Raw genomic sequence first — 13,034 nt, 5'->3', positions numbered from 1 at the left:
GAAATATCTCGCTACCGGAAATAATATCATGCTTAAAACGCTATCGATTCGTACCGGCTTGCTCTCTTTACTGGCCGTTATGACCCTTCTGCTGCTGATTGTCAGCGGCATCGGCATTTATGCCCTCACACAGAGTTCTTCTTCACTGCAGCGCATTAATCACCTTCAGGGTGAGCAGATGGTGCAGCTTAATTCAGGCTATACGCTGATCCTGCGCGCGCGCAATGAGGCGGGTCAGGCCGTCCGGATGATGGAAATCGGCATGCTGGACGATGCGGCCAAAGCGGTAAAAAACATCAATCAGGAAGTTGCCCAGGCCCAGAAAACGCTGAAAGGCGTGATTGACGGCGGCGTGGCTGACGAGCAGGGGCAGCAGCTCCTCGATAAAGTCGCGGCCAGCCTGGCGACGTATAACCAGCAGGGGATCGGCCCGATGCTGAAAACCCTGAATGACCAGAGCGCGGACAGCTATTACGATCTGCTGGAGAACACGCTAATCCCGGTAGCGAAGCAGTTTGATAACGATATGCAGGCGTTTCAAAAATGGAGCGAAGTGCGAGGTCAGGCGGAAGTGAGCGCTGTGCAGGCGAGCAAAACCCGCGTGCTGATCCTGATTATCGTCGCCGCGCTGCTGACGGCGGGCATTATCGTGCTCGCCTGGCTGGTGCTGCGCCATATGCTGCTTAAGCCGCTGTCGGCCTCCATTGCGCAGCTGGAGAACGTGGCGGCGGGGGACTTAACCCATACGCTGAATGCGCCGGCGAGCCAGGAGTTTAACCGCCTCAACGCGGCGATAGAGGAGATGCGCCAGTCGCTGATGAGCTCGGTTATGCGGGTACGCGATGCCAGCTCGCAAATTGACACCGGCAGCCGCGAGCTGACGGCGGGGAACCGGGATCTTGCCGAGCGCACCGAATCTACCGCCACGTCGCTGGAGCAGACCGCCGCCAGCATGGAGCAGATCACCGCGACGGTGAAGCTCAACGCCGATAATGCCGAGCAGGCGCACCAGCTGGCGAAGTCCGTTTCCGACACCGCCGATCACGGCAGCGAAATGGTCTGCTACGTGATTGAAAAAATGCGCGATATTTCAGGCAGCTCGGCGCGCATCGCCGACATCCTGAGCGTGATCGACGGTATTGCCTTCCAGACCAACATTCTGGCGCTCAACGCCTCCGTGGAAGCGGCGCGCGCGGGCGAGCAGGGACGCGGGTTTGCCGTCGTCGCGGGTGAAGTCCGCAACCTTGCCAGCCGCAGCGCCGACGCGGCGAAAGAGATCCGCTCGCTTATCAGTGATTCGCAGACCCACGTTAACGAGGGCAGCGAGCTGGCCCAGCAGGCGGGTGAAACGATGGATGAGATCGCAACAGAAGTGCTGCGCATGACCAAACTGATGCGCGAAATTGCCACCGCGTCTCAGGAGCAGAGCCGCGGCATTGAGCAGGTGAATATTGCGGTGAACCAGATGGACGAAACCGCGCAGCAGAATGCGGCGCTGGTGCAGCAATCCTCCGCCGCGACCCGCTCCCTTGAGGAGCAGTCACGTCAGCTGATGGAAGCCATGTCATCGTTCAAAGTGACGGCTCAGACTGCGGCATAATATTCCCCGGCCCCGGTGCATTCTGTACCGGGGTTTTATTTCTCGCGGAATTTACCGCCGCAATATTATCGTGAATATCACCCATTAATATTTCCAGCGAGCTGGTTAAGGCTAACGCTTTTTCCGTCGGTTCAAGATATAAACCTTTGCGGGAAAATAAAGGCTCATCAAACAGTTGATTAAAGCGTTTCAACGCCAGGCTCACCGCAGGACGGGACATCTCCAGGCGCAAAGAGGCTTTTGCCATACTGCCGCAGCGGACGACTTCAATAAATACAGGAATAAGGTTTAAATCAATGCCGGTATTAGCCCGGGAATAATTTTTCATTGCAATTCTGCTCCAGGAAATAATTGTCAAACTGTTATGGAAATAATGCAGGAGCAGGGGTGAATATTAAAGCGTGTTTTTTATAAACACTTATACGGTAAAATATATAAATGTGTCGGGGAGCCAGACTGGCTCCCCGGGGGAGGGGGATTACGCGTCCGGGTACTCACGGATAAAACGTTCAACGTCTTCAACCATGTGGTTGTTGCCGACGAAGAATGAACGGCGCTGGTGAAGGCTTTCCGGCACGATATCCAGAATACGCTCTTTACCGTCGCTCGCCTTACCGCCCGCCTGTTCGGCCAGGAACGCCATCGGGTTGCATTCGTACAGCAGACGCAGCTTCCCGTCCGGGTGGCTGGCGGTGCTTGGGTAAAGGTAGATACCGCCTTTCAGCAGGTTACGGTGGAAATCCGCGACCAGAGAGCCAATATAGCGGGACGTGTAAGGGCGCTGGGTCGCTTTATCTTCTTCCTGACAGAATTTGATGTACTTCTTCACGCCGTTCGGGAAGCGGATGTAGTTGCCTTCGTTGATGGAGTAGGTGTTGCCTTTCTCCGGGAAGCGCATGCGTTCCTGGCTCAGGCAGAAAACGCCCAGTGACGGATCGTACGTAAAGGCGTGAACCCCGCACCCGGTGGTATACACCAGCATGGTGGAGGAGCCATAAACGACGTAACCGGCTGCAACCTGATTAATGCCAGGCTGCAGGAAATCTTCTTCGGTCACCGGCGTGCCAACAGGCGTGACGCGGCGGTAGATGGAGAAAATGGTACCGACAGAAACGTTAACGTCGATGTTGGAAGAGCCGTCGAGCGGATCCATCAGAACAACGTATTTAGCGTGTTCACACCCTTCGAAAACAACAATTTCATCTTCTTCTTCAGAGGCGATACCCGCAACGATGTCGCGCGCGCGCAGTGCAGCTTTCAGTTTTTCATTGGCGAACAGATCGAGTTTCTGCTGAACCTCGCCCTGAACGTTTTCGGCACCGCTGGCACCCAGGATATCGACCAGACCGGCCTTGTTGATATCACGGTGGATGATCTTAGCGCCCAGCTTTATTGCCGACAGCAAAGCAGTGAGTTCACCCGTAGCATGAGAGAACTCGTGCTGCTTTTCGACAATAAATTCACCTAACGTTTTCATAACACTTTCCCTGCATCTTTGTGAGTAGAGCGATTGTATGTTCACTAAAACGACTAAAGCCCAACAATCTTAACAAATATTCAAATAGTAGCGCAGAGGTGAATCGCGCCAGCAACATACGGATTTACCTGAAATGCGTTTCACAGCCGCTAACATGTGAGTAAAATGTGCGCCACATTGAAGAAGGATAGTGACGTATGCGCATTCATATATTGGGGATTTGTGGCACTTTCATGGGCGGACTGGCAATGCTGGCGCGCTCGCTGGGCCATGAAGTGACAGGTTCGGACGCCAATGTGTATCCGCCGATGAGCACGCTTCTGGAAAAACAGGGCATCTCGCTGATTCAGGGCTACGATGCCAGCCAGCTGGATCCCGAGCCGGATCTGGTCATTATTGGCAACGCCATGACCCGCGGTAACCCGTGCGTTGAAGCGGTGCTGGAACGCAATATTCCGTTCATGTCCGGCCCGCAGTGGCTGCATGACTTCGTGCTGCGCGACCGCTGGGTAGTTGCCGTGGCCGGTACCCACGGAAAAACCACTACCGCCGGCATGGCGACCTGGATCCTCGAAGCCTGCGGCTACAAGCCGGGCTTTGTGATCGGCGGCGTGCCGGGTAACTTCGACGTCTCTGCGCGTCTTGGCGACAGCCCGTTCTTTGTGATTGAAGCGGATGAATACGACTGCGCATTCTTCGACAAGCGCTCCAAGTTCGTGCATTACTGCCCGCGCACGCTGATCCTCAACAACCTTGAGTTCGATCACGCGGACATCTTTGACGATCTGAAAGCGATTCAGAAACAGTTCCACCATCTGGTGCGCATTGTTCCGGGTCAGGGCCGCATCATCCTGCCGGAGAACGACATCAACCTGAAGCAGACCATGGCGATGGGCTGCTGGAGCGAGCAGGAGCTGGTGGGCGAGCAGGGCCACTGGCAGGCGAAAAAGCTCAACGCGGATGCCTCCGAGTGGGAAGTGCTGCTCGACGGTGAAAAAGTGGGCGAGGTGAAGTGGGGCCTGGTGGGCGAGCACAACATGCACAACGGCCTGATGGCGATTGCTGCGGCGCGCCACGTGGGCGTGCTGCCTGCGGATGCCGCTAATGCGCTCGGCTCGTTCATTAACGCCCGCCGCCGCCTGGAACTGCGCGGCGAAGCGAATGGCGTGACGGTCTATGACGATTTCGCGCACCACCCGACCGCCATTCTGGCGACGCTTGCCGCGTTACGCGGCAAGGTTGGCGGTACCGCGCGCATTCTGGCGGTGCTGGAACCGCGCTCAAACACCATGAAAATGGGCATTTGCAAAGACGACCTCGCTCCGTCCCTGGGACGTGCCGACGAAGTCTTCCTGCTGCAGCCGCAGCATATTCCGTGGCAGGTGGCTGAAGTGGCGGATGCCTGCATTCAGCCTGCGCACTGGAGTGCGGACGTGGATGTGCTCGCGGATATGGTGGTGAAAGCCGCTCAGCCTGGCGATCACATTCTGGTGATGAGCAACGGCGGGTTCGGTGGGATCCATCAGAAGCTGCTGGACGGTCTGGCGAAGAAAGCGGAAGCGGCGGCTGCAGAGTAAAAAAAAGCCCGGTGGCGCTAGCGCTTACCGGGCCTACTTTCCCGTGTTTTCTCCCTCGCCCCTCCGGGGAGAGGGCTGGGGTGATGGGAAGAGATTACTCGCCGTTCTCAGACAGCTCGCGCAGATACTGGAAAATCAGGCGCGCGGACTTCGGCGGCTTATTCCCTTCTTTCTCTTTCTTCGCGTTGCGGATCAAAGAACGCAGCTGCTGGCGGTCGGCATCCGGCCACAGGTTCAGTACTTCCGGTACTGCATCATCACCCTGTTCAATCAGACGATCGCGGATCTGCTCCAGCTTATGGAACAGCGCAACCTGCTGGTTGTGGCGGTTTTTCAGCTTGTCCAGCGCCTGACGGATCGGATCCACGTCGCGCTGACGCAGCATTTTACCGATAAGCTGAAGCTGGCGACGACGGCCTTCTTTTTTGATTTTCTGTGCCAGTTCAATGGCATCACGCAGATCCTGGTCGAGCGGGATCTTGTCCAGCGCGTTTTTACCCAGTTCTACCATTTCTGCGCCAAGCTGTTTTAACTCTTCGGCGTCACGTTTAATTTCACTTTTACTGACCCAGATGATCTCATCATCTTCGTCTTCGATGTCATCACCGGGAACGTCGTCGAGCCAGTCTTCGGGCTGCTTAGTCATGTCAGGCTCCTTAAAAAAAGAGGCTAATGTTACCAGTTAAGACGCGCACTGAAAAACGGTTCTCTGTTAGACTTCACTTAACTCTCTCTTACAGTATGGCATTTGCGATGAAAGTAACCTCACAAGTTGAAGCGCAGCGTAAGATTCTGGAAGAAGCCGTCTCCACCGCGCTGACGCTCGCTTCAGGTAAATCAGATGGCGCCGAAGTGGCGGTCAGCAAAACCACCGGCATTAGCGTGAGCACCCGCTATGGCGAAGTGGAGAATGTAGAATTTAACAGCGATGGCGCGCTTGGGATCACGGTGTATCACCAGAATCGCAAAGGCAGCGCGTCATCCACCGATCTCAGCCCGGATGCCATTGCCCGTACGGTGCAGGCGGCGCTGGATATTGCCCGCTATACCTCTCCGGATCCTTACGCAGGCGTGGCGGATAAAGAGCTGCTGGCGTTTGACGCGCCGGATCTCGATCTTTTCCACCCGGCGGAAGTGACGCCGGATGAAGCCATTGAACTGGCCGCGCGCGCCGAGCAGGCGTCATTGCAGGCTGACAAGCGCATCACCAATACCGAAGGCGGCAGCTTCAACAGCCACTATGGCATCAAAGTCTTCGGTAACAGCCACGGCATGCTGCAGGGCTACTGCTCTACCCGCCACTCGCTCTCCAGCTGCGTCATCGCTGAAGAGAACGGCGACATGGAGCGCGACTACGCCTACACCATTGGCCGCGCGCTGGGGGATTTGCAGTCTCCTGAGTGGGTGGGTAAAGAGTGTGCCGAACGCACGCTGTCGCGCCTGTCGCCGCGTAAACTCTCCACCATGAAGGCCCCGGTCATTTTTGCTAACGAAGTGGCAACCGGTCTGTTTGGCCATCTGGTGGGCGCTATCGCGGGCGGCTCGGTGTACCGTAAATCGACCTTCCTGCTCGACTCGCTGGGCAAGCAGATCCTGCCGGAATGGCTGACGATTGAAGAGCACCCGCACCTGCTGAAAGGGCTGGCCTCCACGCCGTTCGACAGCGAAGGCGTACGCACGGAACGCCGCGATATCGTTAAAGACGGCATTCTGACCCAGTGGCTGCTGACCAACTACTCCGCGCGCAAGCTGGGGCTAAAAAGCACCGGACACGCGGGCGGCATCCACAACTGGCGCATTGCCGGTCAGGGCCTTAACTTCGAGCAAATGCTAAAAGAGATGGGCACCGGTCTGGTGGTCACCGAGCTGATGGGGCAGGGCGTGAGCGGCATCACCGGCGACTACTCGCGCGGTGCGGCAGGCTTCTGGGTCGAAAACGGCGAAATTCAGTATCCGGTGAGCGAAATTACCATCGCTGGCAACCTGAAGGACATGTGGCGCAATATCGTTACGGTCGGTAACGATATTGAAACACGTAGCAATATACAGTGTGGTTCTGTATTACTGCCGGAAATGAAAATCGCCGGCCAGTAATACCCGAAAAGCGTTTTAATAATAAAAAAGGAAGTGAGCAATGCGTAAACACCTGTTAGCGATCGTCGCGGCTTCAACGCTGGTTCTTGGCTCTTCTGCGTTTGCTGCCGATCTCGAAGACAACATGGACATCCTCAGTCAAAACCTGAAGATAGTGCAGAAAACGGACAATGCGGCGGAAATGAAAGGCGCACTGACCAAAATGCGTGAAGCGGCGCTGGACGCGCAAAAAGCGACCCCGCCAAAGCTGGAAAGCAAAGCGGCAGACAGCGCAGAGATGAAAGACTATCGCCAAGGCTTTGACGTGCTGGTCGGCCAGATCGACGGTGCGCTGAAGCTGGCTAACGAAGGCAAAGTGAAGGAAGCCCAGGCGGCGGCTGACCAGTTTGTGGCGACGCGTAACACGTATCACAAGAAATATCGTTAATCGATCGCGCATCTGACAAACAACCAGCGGGGGCCAGTGGCTCCCGTTTTTTTTACGCGGTAATAAGTAAACCCTATCGCCATCACATTTTTGCGTCACCACGCCTGAACGTTTTCGTTTCCCCGGCGCGCGTTTTGCCGCTGGAATACGTGATATTCATCACGCAAATACCGTTATTAATCCAGATTCACCGCATTTATGTGGCACAGATCACTGCTGCGGCTCGCCTTTCCACTTCGAAGTGGAAAACAACTCGCTACAAACAATTCCCCCCCAACGTTAGTTTTATTCCAGAGCCATTAACGGGGTAAGACCAGTGATTAACGGAGCGGTAATGAACGACGTTGGGGAACAGGCGGAGCAAACAGAACAGCTCGCGACCACCATGCTGCAGCAGGTTTATGCCCTGCTGGCCCGAAACAACATCATCCCCAATGCGGTACAGGAGCAGATGCTCACCTCCCACGTGCGCGCAATGGCGCACCGGTCCGTGACCGGCGAGCCGCTGCCGGAGGTAGAAGCAGAGCTGTTTGACGAAATTTCACCAGATTCAATGCAACTTGCCCGTGAAGTGGTAGCGCAGTTTGGCAATCTTCCTGATGAAGAGGCCTGGCTGCTCTCCGTTCACTTTGAAGTCGCGAAAGACAACCTTTAAGGAGCAACACATGGAACAGATTACAGTCGTGATTGGCGATCGCCTGGGCAAAGGTCAGAAAGTGGCTGCCGGTGTGGAAAAAGCAGGCGGACGCGCGGTGGTTGTGCCGGGCATGGCGGCTGACATGAAGCTCGGCGACGTGATGAAAGCGGAAAATGCCACTTTCGGCATCTCCTTCTGCGGCAGCGGCGGTGCGGGCGCTATCACCGCGCAAACCAAATATGGCTACAAAGCCAAATACGGCATGCGTTCCGTGGATGAGGGCGTGACCGCCATCAACGAAGGCTGCAACGTGCTGGGCTTCGGCTTTATGGATAAAGAAGAGCTGGGCGAGCGTCTGGTACAGGCGTGGCAGAAGAAATACGGCGCATAAGCATGAAAGAACAGTTCACAACCACGGTGAGAGTGAAGGGCAAAGGCGACGCCAAAGCGCGCGCCTTTGCTGACGCGCTCAACCACGTTCAGGCCGCGGTGATGAAAGCCTCACCGCATATCTTACTGCGTATTGAGCCACAGGATGTGCAGGTTGTTCAGGCGCAAGAAGCGGTGCGTAAAGAAGCGTTTCTGTTCTTCTTTTTGCGCCGGGAGAGACGCACCTACAGCGTGGAGCTGGATGTGACCGTCAACGTGACCGCCATCAATCTCGACCGGGTGGATTTCGTCACGCAACGCTGATTATTCATAAAAAGGGCAGACTGATGTTCTTAATTATATTAATAAAATCGCTCATCATCGGCGGCCTGGTAGGCGTCGGTGTTGGCGCCGGGGCTGCACGCATGTTTCATGCGCCTACCACTCAGGGTATGGGCGCGTTTCGTACGTTGGGGGAACTGAACTCCTGCGAAGGGGATCCGGCTTCTCACTTCTCCTTTGGGTTAGGTTTCTTCTTTAACGCCTGGGCCTCTTCCGTGGCTGCAGGCGCCTTCACACAGGACGTTGACCACCGCATCATCCCGAACTGGGGTGCTGCTGCACTGATGATCAAAAACCGTAACGTCGGCGAAACGCTGCACGATCCCCGCAAAATGGCGATTGCCTGCGGTGTGATTGGCATGCTCGTCGTCACCTTCCTTAACCTGACCGCTTCCTCCGTTCCGGCCGCGCTTCAGGTCACCGCCGTGAAGGTACTGGTGCCTGCCGCGAACCTGCTGGTGAACACCGTCATGCCGGTGATCTTCTGGCTGGCGGCCATCGACGCGGGTAAAAAATCGGGCTTCTGGGCCACCATCTTCGGCGGCGCGGCGCAGCTGATTATGGGCAACGCCGTACCGGGCCTGGTGCTGGGGATCCTGATCGGTAAAGGCGTGGAAGAGAGCGGCTGGAACCACGTTACCAAAGTGATGATGGCGGCTATCGTCCTGCTCTTCGTGCTGAGCGGCTTCTTCCGCGGCTTCGACATGAAGATGATCGAATCCTTCCATCTGACCGTGCCGAACTGGCTCGATATGATCCACAACTCGCTCAGCGGTAAATAACAGGAGCCTCTACATGGAACAGAATAAAGGTTTTTGGTATGCCGACTGGTCGTTCCCGATCTTCGTTGGCCTGCTCTCCTCCGGCGTCTTCGCCGGGACGCACATGTACTACCTCTATGGCATCGGCGCGTTTAACGAAGTGGCCTTCGTGGCGATGCTGAAAGCGGGGATTGATACCGGCGTCTACGGCGCGGTGGCGGCGTTCGGCGCAAGTTTCCTGTTCGCCCGCATCATCGAAGGGTCGCTGGTCGGTATTCTTGATATCGGCGGTGCGATCCAGACCGGCGTGGGCCTTGGCGTTCCGGCGCTGCTGCTGGGCGCGGGGATCATGTTCCCGGTGACCAACTTCATCGCCTCGCTGATTACCGGCCTGGTGATTGGTCTGGCGATCGGCTACGTCATCATCCTGGCGCGTAAGTTCACCATCAACCAGAGCAACTCTACCTACGGTGCAGACGTGATGATGGGCGCGGGCAACGCCTCCGGCCGCTTCCTCGGGCCATTGATTATCCTCAGCGCCATGACCGCCTCCATTCCTATCGGCGTCGGTTCCCTGCTGGGCGCGCTGGTGTTCTACATCTGGCAGAAGCCGATTACCGGTGGCGCTATCCTCGGCGCAATGATTTTGGGCTGGCTGTTCCCGGTCGCCCTTTAACACCTGCGGGCGCTCCGGCGCCCGCCTTATCAGGAGATCCTCATGTTTGATTTACTCCTGCGCCGTGCGCGCCTCGCCGACGATACCCTGACCGATATCGCCATTCAGGACGGAAAGATCGCCGCGACGGGCGACATTGACGCTCCCGCCCATAAAACGGTTGAGCTGAACGGCGACGTGTTCGTCAGCGCAGGCTGGATTGACTCCCACGTTCACTGCTACCCGAACTCCCCGATTTACCACGACGAGCCGGACAGCGTGGGCATTGCCACCGGCGTTACCACCGTGGTGGACGCGGGCAGTACCGGGGCCGACGACGTGGACGATTTCTACGACATCACCCGCAAAGCTTCCACCGAAGTCTTTGCCCTGCTGAACATCTCCCGCGTGGGGCTGATTGCCCAGAACGAGCTGGCCAACATGGCGAATATTGACGCCGACGCGGTGAAGCAGGCGGTGAAGCGCCACCCTGATTTTATCGTCGGCCTGAAGGCGCGCATGAGCAGCAGCGTGGTCGGTGAAAACGGCATTACGCCGCTGGAGCGCGCCAAAGCCATTCAGAAAGAGAACGGCGACCTGCCGCTGATGGTGCACATTGGCAACAACCCGCCGAACCTCGACGAAATTGCCGAGCTGCTGAGCTCGGGCGACATCATCACCCACTGCTACAACGGCAAGCCAAACCGCATTCTGACGCCCTCCGGCGAACTGCGCGCCTCCATCACCTCCGCCCTGAAGCGCGGGGTGCGTCTGGACGTCGGCCACGGCACGGCGAGCTTCAGCTTTGAGGTGGCGAAACGCGCCATCGCGATGGGCATTCTGCCGCACACCATCAGCTCGGATATCTACTGCCGCAACCGCATCAACGGCCCGGTGGGCTCGCTGGCGAGCGTGATGTCGAAATTCCTCGCCATCGGCATGTCGCTGCCGCAGGTGATTGACTGCGTGACCGCCAACGCCGCCGACGGCCTGCGCCTGACGCGCAAGGGTCGCATCCAGCCGGGTCTCGACGCCGACCTGACGCTGTTCACGATTAAACGCCAGCCAACGGTGCTGACAGACGCTGAAAACGACAGCCTGCAGGCTGAACACATTCTGGTGCCGCTTGCCGCGATCCGCGCGGGCAAGGGCTACATGACCGAACAAGGGAGCACGGAACATGCCTTCGATTTATGAGAAGTATAATTTAAAGCAGGTTATCAACACCTCTGGCCGCATGACGGCGCTGGGCGTCTCCACGCCGCGCCCGGAAGTGGTGCAGGCGGCGATGGACGGCATGAATCACTATTTCGAGATGAAGGATCTGGTTAACAAAACCGGGGAGTACATCGCGAAGCTGCTGGACGTGGAGGGCGCGACGGTGGTCTCCTGCGCGTCGGCGGGCATTGCCCAGTCCGTGGCGGCGGTGCTGGTGAAAGACAGCGACTGGCTGCTGGAAAACCTGCACGTGACCCCGATTGAGAACAACGAAATCGTCCTGCCGAAAGGCCACAACGTGAACTTTGGCGCGCCGGTGGGCACCATGGTGGCGCTGGGCGGCGGCAAGCTGGTGGAGGCGGGCTACGCCAACGAATGCTCTGCCGATCAACTGGCGGCGGCGATCACCCCGCGCACCGCGGCGATCCTCTACATCAAATCACACCACTGCGTTCAGAAAAGCATGCTCAGCGTCGAGCAGGCGGCGGTCGTGGCGCGCAAGCACGATCTCCCGCTGATCGTCGATGCGGCGGCAGAAGAAGATCTGCACGCCTACTACCGCTCCGGCGCGGATCTGGTGATCTACAGCGGCGCGAAGGCGATTGAAGGGCCAACCAGCGGGCTGGTGATCGGCAAAACCCAGTGCGTTGAGTGGGTGAAGCGCCAGACTGCGGGCATTGGCCGTGCGATGAAGGTGGGTAAAGAGGGGATCCTCGGCCTGACCTGCGCCATCGAACATTACCTGACGGCGACCAAAGAGAGCGGGGCCGAGATGGTGGCGAAGATGACGCCGTTTATCGACGCGCTCAATACCCTGAACGGCGTGACCGCGCGCGTTGTCTGGGACAGCGCCGGTCGCGATATCGCGCGCACCGAGATTAAGTTCGACGAAGCCGCAACGGGCGTCGGCACGGGTGACCTGGTGGCGAAGCTGAAGCAGGGGGAATACGCCATTTACTTCCGTGGCTACAAGGCCAACGAAGGGATTATCGAGGCGGACGTGCGCAGCGTGAGCGCTGACCAGCTGAATATCGTCTACCGCCGCATTAGCGAAGTATTAGGACAGGAGAAAAACGCATGAAACTGACCCCCAACTTTTACCGTGACCGCGTCTGTCTGAACGTGCTGGCCGGCTCAAAGGCTAACGCCAGCGCCATTTACGAGGCGGCGGAAGGCCACGTGCTGGTGGGCGTGCTCTCCAAAAATTACCCGGACGTGGCGAGCGCCGTTGCCGATATGCGTGAATATGCCGCGCTGATTGATAACGCGCTTTCCGTCGGCCTCGGCGCGGGGGATCCGAACCAGTCTGCGATGGTGAGCGAAATCTCCCGTCAGGTGCAGCCGCAGCACGTCAACCAGGTCTTTACCGGCGTGGCCACCAGCCGCGCGCTGCTGGGGCAGAATGAGTCTGTGGTCAACGGTCTGGTCTCTCCGACCGGCACCATCGGCATGGTAAAAATCTCCACCGGTCCGCTGAGCAGCGCAGCACCGGACGGCATCGTGCCGGTTGAAACGGCGATTGCCCTGCTGAAAGATTTCGGCGGCAGCTCCATCAAATACTTCCCGATGGGCGGCCTGAAGTGCCGTGACGAATACAAAGCGGTGGCGGAAGCCTGCGCCCGTCACGACTTCTGGCTGGAGCCAACCGGAGGTATCGATCTGGAAAACTATGAGGAGATCCTGCAGATCGCCCTCGACGCGGGCGTGAGCAAAATCATCCCGCATATCTACAGCTCGATTATCGACAAGGCCAGCGGCGACACGCGTCCGGAAGATGTGCGTACGCTGCTTGTGATGACGAAGAAGCTGGTGAAGTAGTATCTGCCCTCACCCTAACCCTCTCCCAAAGGGAGAGGGAACTTTTACCCCCTCTCCCT

15 protein-coding genes are annotated in these 13,034 nt (G+C 57.6%); 12 read left to right on the top strand and 3 right to left on the bottom strand.

Annotation, left to right across the window (positions count from 1 at the left end; genetic code table 11):
• The first annotated feature begins 28 nt into the window (after positions 1-28).
• Complete coding sequence (locus tag AB8818_RS14805) at positions 29-1,600, top strand: methyl-accepting chemotaxis protein (protein ID WP_192981794.1); 1,572 nt, start codon at positions 29-31, stop codon at positions 1,598-1,600.
• Here the strand turns inward: AB8818_RS14805 and AB8818_RS14800 are convergent.
• Together AB8818_RS14800 and fbp are read right to left on the bottom strand one after the other, a co-directional pair.
• Positions 1,572-1,928 (bottom strand): LysR family transcriptional regulator, encoded by a 357-nt coding sequence (locus AB8818_RS14800; protein WP_192982049.1) that lies wholly within the window; start codon positions 1,926-1,928, stop codon positions 1,572-1,574. The two genes, AB8818_RS14805 and AB8818_RS14800, sit on opposite strands and share 29 nt — an antisense overlap.
• A 150-nt stretch (positions 1,929-2,078) precedes the next feature.
• Positions 2,079-3,077 carry a class 1 fructose-bisphosphatase gene (fbp, locus tag AB8818_RS14795; protein ID WP_023310178.1) on the bottom strand — a complete coding sequence of 333 codons (999 nt, stop codon included), beginning with the start codon at positions 3,075-3,077 and terminating at the stop codon, positions 2,079-2,081.
• A 197-nt stretch (positions 3,078-3,274) separates the two neighbouring features.
• Between fbp and mpl the strand changes: the two genes are divergently transcribed.
• The gene (gene mpl / locus AB8818_RS14790) at positions 3,275-4,654 is read left to right on the top strand and encodes a UDP-N-acetylmuramate:L-alanyl-gamma-D-glutamyl-meso-diaminopimelate ligase (RefSeq protein ID WP_163330696.1); all 1,380 of its coding nucleotides are present in this window, start codon (positions 3,275-3,277) and stop codon (positions 4,652-4,654) included.
• Between the two features lie 94 nt (positions 4,655-4,748).
• Here the strand turns inward: mpl and yjgA are convergent, their stop codons facing one another.
• Positions 4,749-5,300 (bottom strand): ribosome biogenesis factor YjgA, encoded by a 552-nt coding sequence (yjgA, locus tag AB8818_RS14785; protein WP_116343576.1) that lies wholly within the window; start codon positions 5,298-5,300, stop codon positions 4,749-4,751.
• 95 nt (positions 5,301-5,395) lie between these two features.
• On the opposite strand from yjgA, the gene pmbA reads away from it, so the two are divergent.
• The 10 genes from pmbA to AB8818_RS14735 all read left to right on the top strand — a co-directional run bounded on the left by pmbA (position 5,396) and on the right by AB8818_RS14735 (position 12,975).
• The gene (pmbA, locus tag AB8818_RS14780; protein WP_059354955.1) at positions 5,396-6,748 is read left to right on the top strand and encodes a metalloprotease PmbA; all 1,353 of its coding nucleotides are present in this window, start codon (positions 5,396-5,398) and stop codon (positions 6,746-6,748) included.
• 40 nt (positions 6,749-6,788) lie between these two features.
• Positions 6,789-7,175 (top strand): cytochrome b562, encoded by a 387-nt coding sequence (gene cybC / locus AB8818_RS14775; protein WP_192981796.1) that lies wholly within the window; start codon positions 6,789-6,791, stop codon positions 7,173-7,175.
• A 316-nt stretch (positions 7,176-7,491) separates the two neighbouring features.
• The gene (locus AB8818_RS14770) at positions 7,492-7,830 is read left to right on the top strand and encodes a glycine dehydrogenase (RefSeq protein ID WP_116343574.1); all 339 of its coding nucleotides are present in this window, start codon (positions 7,492-7,494) and stop codon (positions 7,828-7,830) included.
• A gap of 10 nt (positions 7,831-7,840) precedes the next feature.
• Complete coding sequence (locus AB8818_RS14765) at positions 7,841-8,203, top strand: SFCGS family glycine-rich protein (RefSeq protein WP_006810339.1); 363 nt, start codon at positions 7,841-7,843, stop codon at positions 8,201-8,203.
• A 2-nt stretch (positions 8,204-8,205) separates the two neighbouring features.
• Positions 8,206-8,505, top strand: coding sequence for a DUF4312 family protein (locus AB8818_RS14760; RefSeq protein WP_008501409.1), 300 nt, complete (start codon positions 8,206-8,208; stop codon positions 8,503-8,505).
• Positions 8,506-8,528: 23 nt separating this feature from the next.
• On the top strand, positions 8,529-9,305 hold the full coding sequence (locus AB8818_RS14755) for a DUF4311 domain-containing protein (RefSeq protein WP_023310182.1): 777 nt from the start codon (positions 8,529-8,531) through the stop codon (positions 9,303-9,305).
• Positions 9,306-9,318: 13 nt separating this feature from the next.
• A complete protein-coding gene (locus AB8818_RS14750; protein ID WP_192981798.1) occupies positions 9,319-9,960 on the top strand; it encodes a DUF4310 family protein in 642 nt (213 codons plus the stop codon).
• A 42-nt stretch (positions 9,961-10,002) separates the two neighbouring features.
• Positions 10,003-11,136 (top strand): amidohydrolase/deacetylase family metallohydrolase, encoded by a 1,134-nt coding sequence (locus tag AB8818_RS14745; protein ID WP_116343573.1) that lies wholly within the window; start codon positions 10,003-10,005, stop codon positions 11,134-11,136.
• Entirely contained in the window at positions 11,120-12,238 is a 1,119-nt protein-coding gene (locus AB8818_RS14740; protein WP_192981801.1) for a DgaE family pyridoxal phosphate-dependent ammonia lyase, read from the top strand. The genes AB8818_RS14745 and AB8818_RS14740 overlap by 17 nt, the downstream gene beginning before the upstream one ends.
• Positions 12,235-12,975 carry a KDGP aldolase family protein gene (locus tag AB8818_RS14735; RefSeq protein WP_192981803.1) on the top strand — a complete coding sequence of 247 codons (741 nt, stop codon included), beginning with the start codon at positions 12,235-12,237 and terminating at the stop codon, positions 12,973-12,975. The genes AB8818_RS14740 and AB8818_RS14735 overlap by 4 nt, the downstream gene beginning before the upstream one ends.
• The last annotated feature ends 59 nt before the right edge of the window (positions 12,976-13,034 follow it).

The organism is Enterobacter sp. KB-280D8, assembly GCF_041399405.1.
Taxonomy (GTDB): Bacteria; Pseudomonadota; Gammaproteobacteria; order Enterobacterales; family Enterobacteriaceae; genus Enterobacter; species Enterobacter cloacae_N.
The sequence above is the reverse complement of the archived record's forward strand: the minus strand, read 5'-3'. Positions and strand labels throughout refer to the sequence as shown.

Coding starts and splice junctions, on each gene's coding strand:
- AB8818_RS14750 (WP_192981798.1), top strand. CDS start 9,319: ATGGAACAGAATAAAGGTTTTTGGTATGCCGACTGGTCGTTCCCGATC.
- AB8818_RS14800 (WP_192982049.1), bottom strand. CDS start 1,928: ATGAAAAATTATTCCCGGGCTAATACCGGCATTGATTTAAACCTTATT.
- fbp (WP_023310178.1), bottom strand. CDS start 3,077: ATGAAAACGTTAGGTGAATTTATTGTCGAAAAGCAGCACGAGTTCTCT.
- AB8818_RS14735 (WP_192981803.1), top strand. CDS start 12,235: ATGAAACTGACCCCCAACTTTTACCGTGACCGCGTCTGTCTGAACGTG.
- cybC (WP_192981796.1), top strand. CDS start 6,789: ATGCGTAAACACCTGTTAGCGATCGTCGCGGCTTCAACGCTGGTTCTT.
- pmbA (WP_059354955.1), top strand. CDS start 5,396: ATGGCATTTGCGATGAAAGTAACCTCACAAGTTGAAGCGCAGCGTAAG.
- AB8818_RS14745 (WP_116343573.1), top strand. CDS start 10,003: ATGTTTGATTTACTCCTGCGCCGTGCGCGCCTCGCCGACGATACCCTG.
- AB8818_RS14805 (WP_192981794.1), top strand. CDS start 29: ATGCTTAAAACGCTATCGATTCGTACCGGCTTGCTCTCTTTACTGGCC.
- AB8818_RS14760 (WP_008501409.1), top strand. CDS start 8,206: ATGAAAGAACAGTTCACAACCACGGTGAGAGTGAAGGGCAAAGGCGAC.
- AB8818_RS14765 (WP_006810339.1), top strand. CDS start 7,841: ATGGAACAGATTACAGTCGTGATTGGCGATCGCCTGGGCAAAGGTCAG.
- AB8818_RS14755 (WP_023310182.1), top strand. CDS start 8,529: ATGTTCTTAATTATATTAATAAAATCGCTCATCATCGGCGGCCTGGTA.
- AB8818_RS14740 (WP_192981801.1), top strand. CDS start 11,120: ATGCCTTCGATTTATGAGAAGTATAATTTAAAGCAGGTTATCAACACC.
- yjgA (WP_116343576.1), bottom strand. CDS start 5,300: ATGACTAAGCAGCCCGAAGACTGGCTCGACGACGTTCCCGGTGATGAC.
- mpl (WP_163330696.1), top strand. CDS start 3,275: ATGCGCATTCATATATTGGGGATTTGTGGCACTTTCATGGGCGGACTG.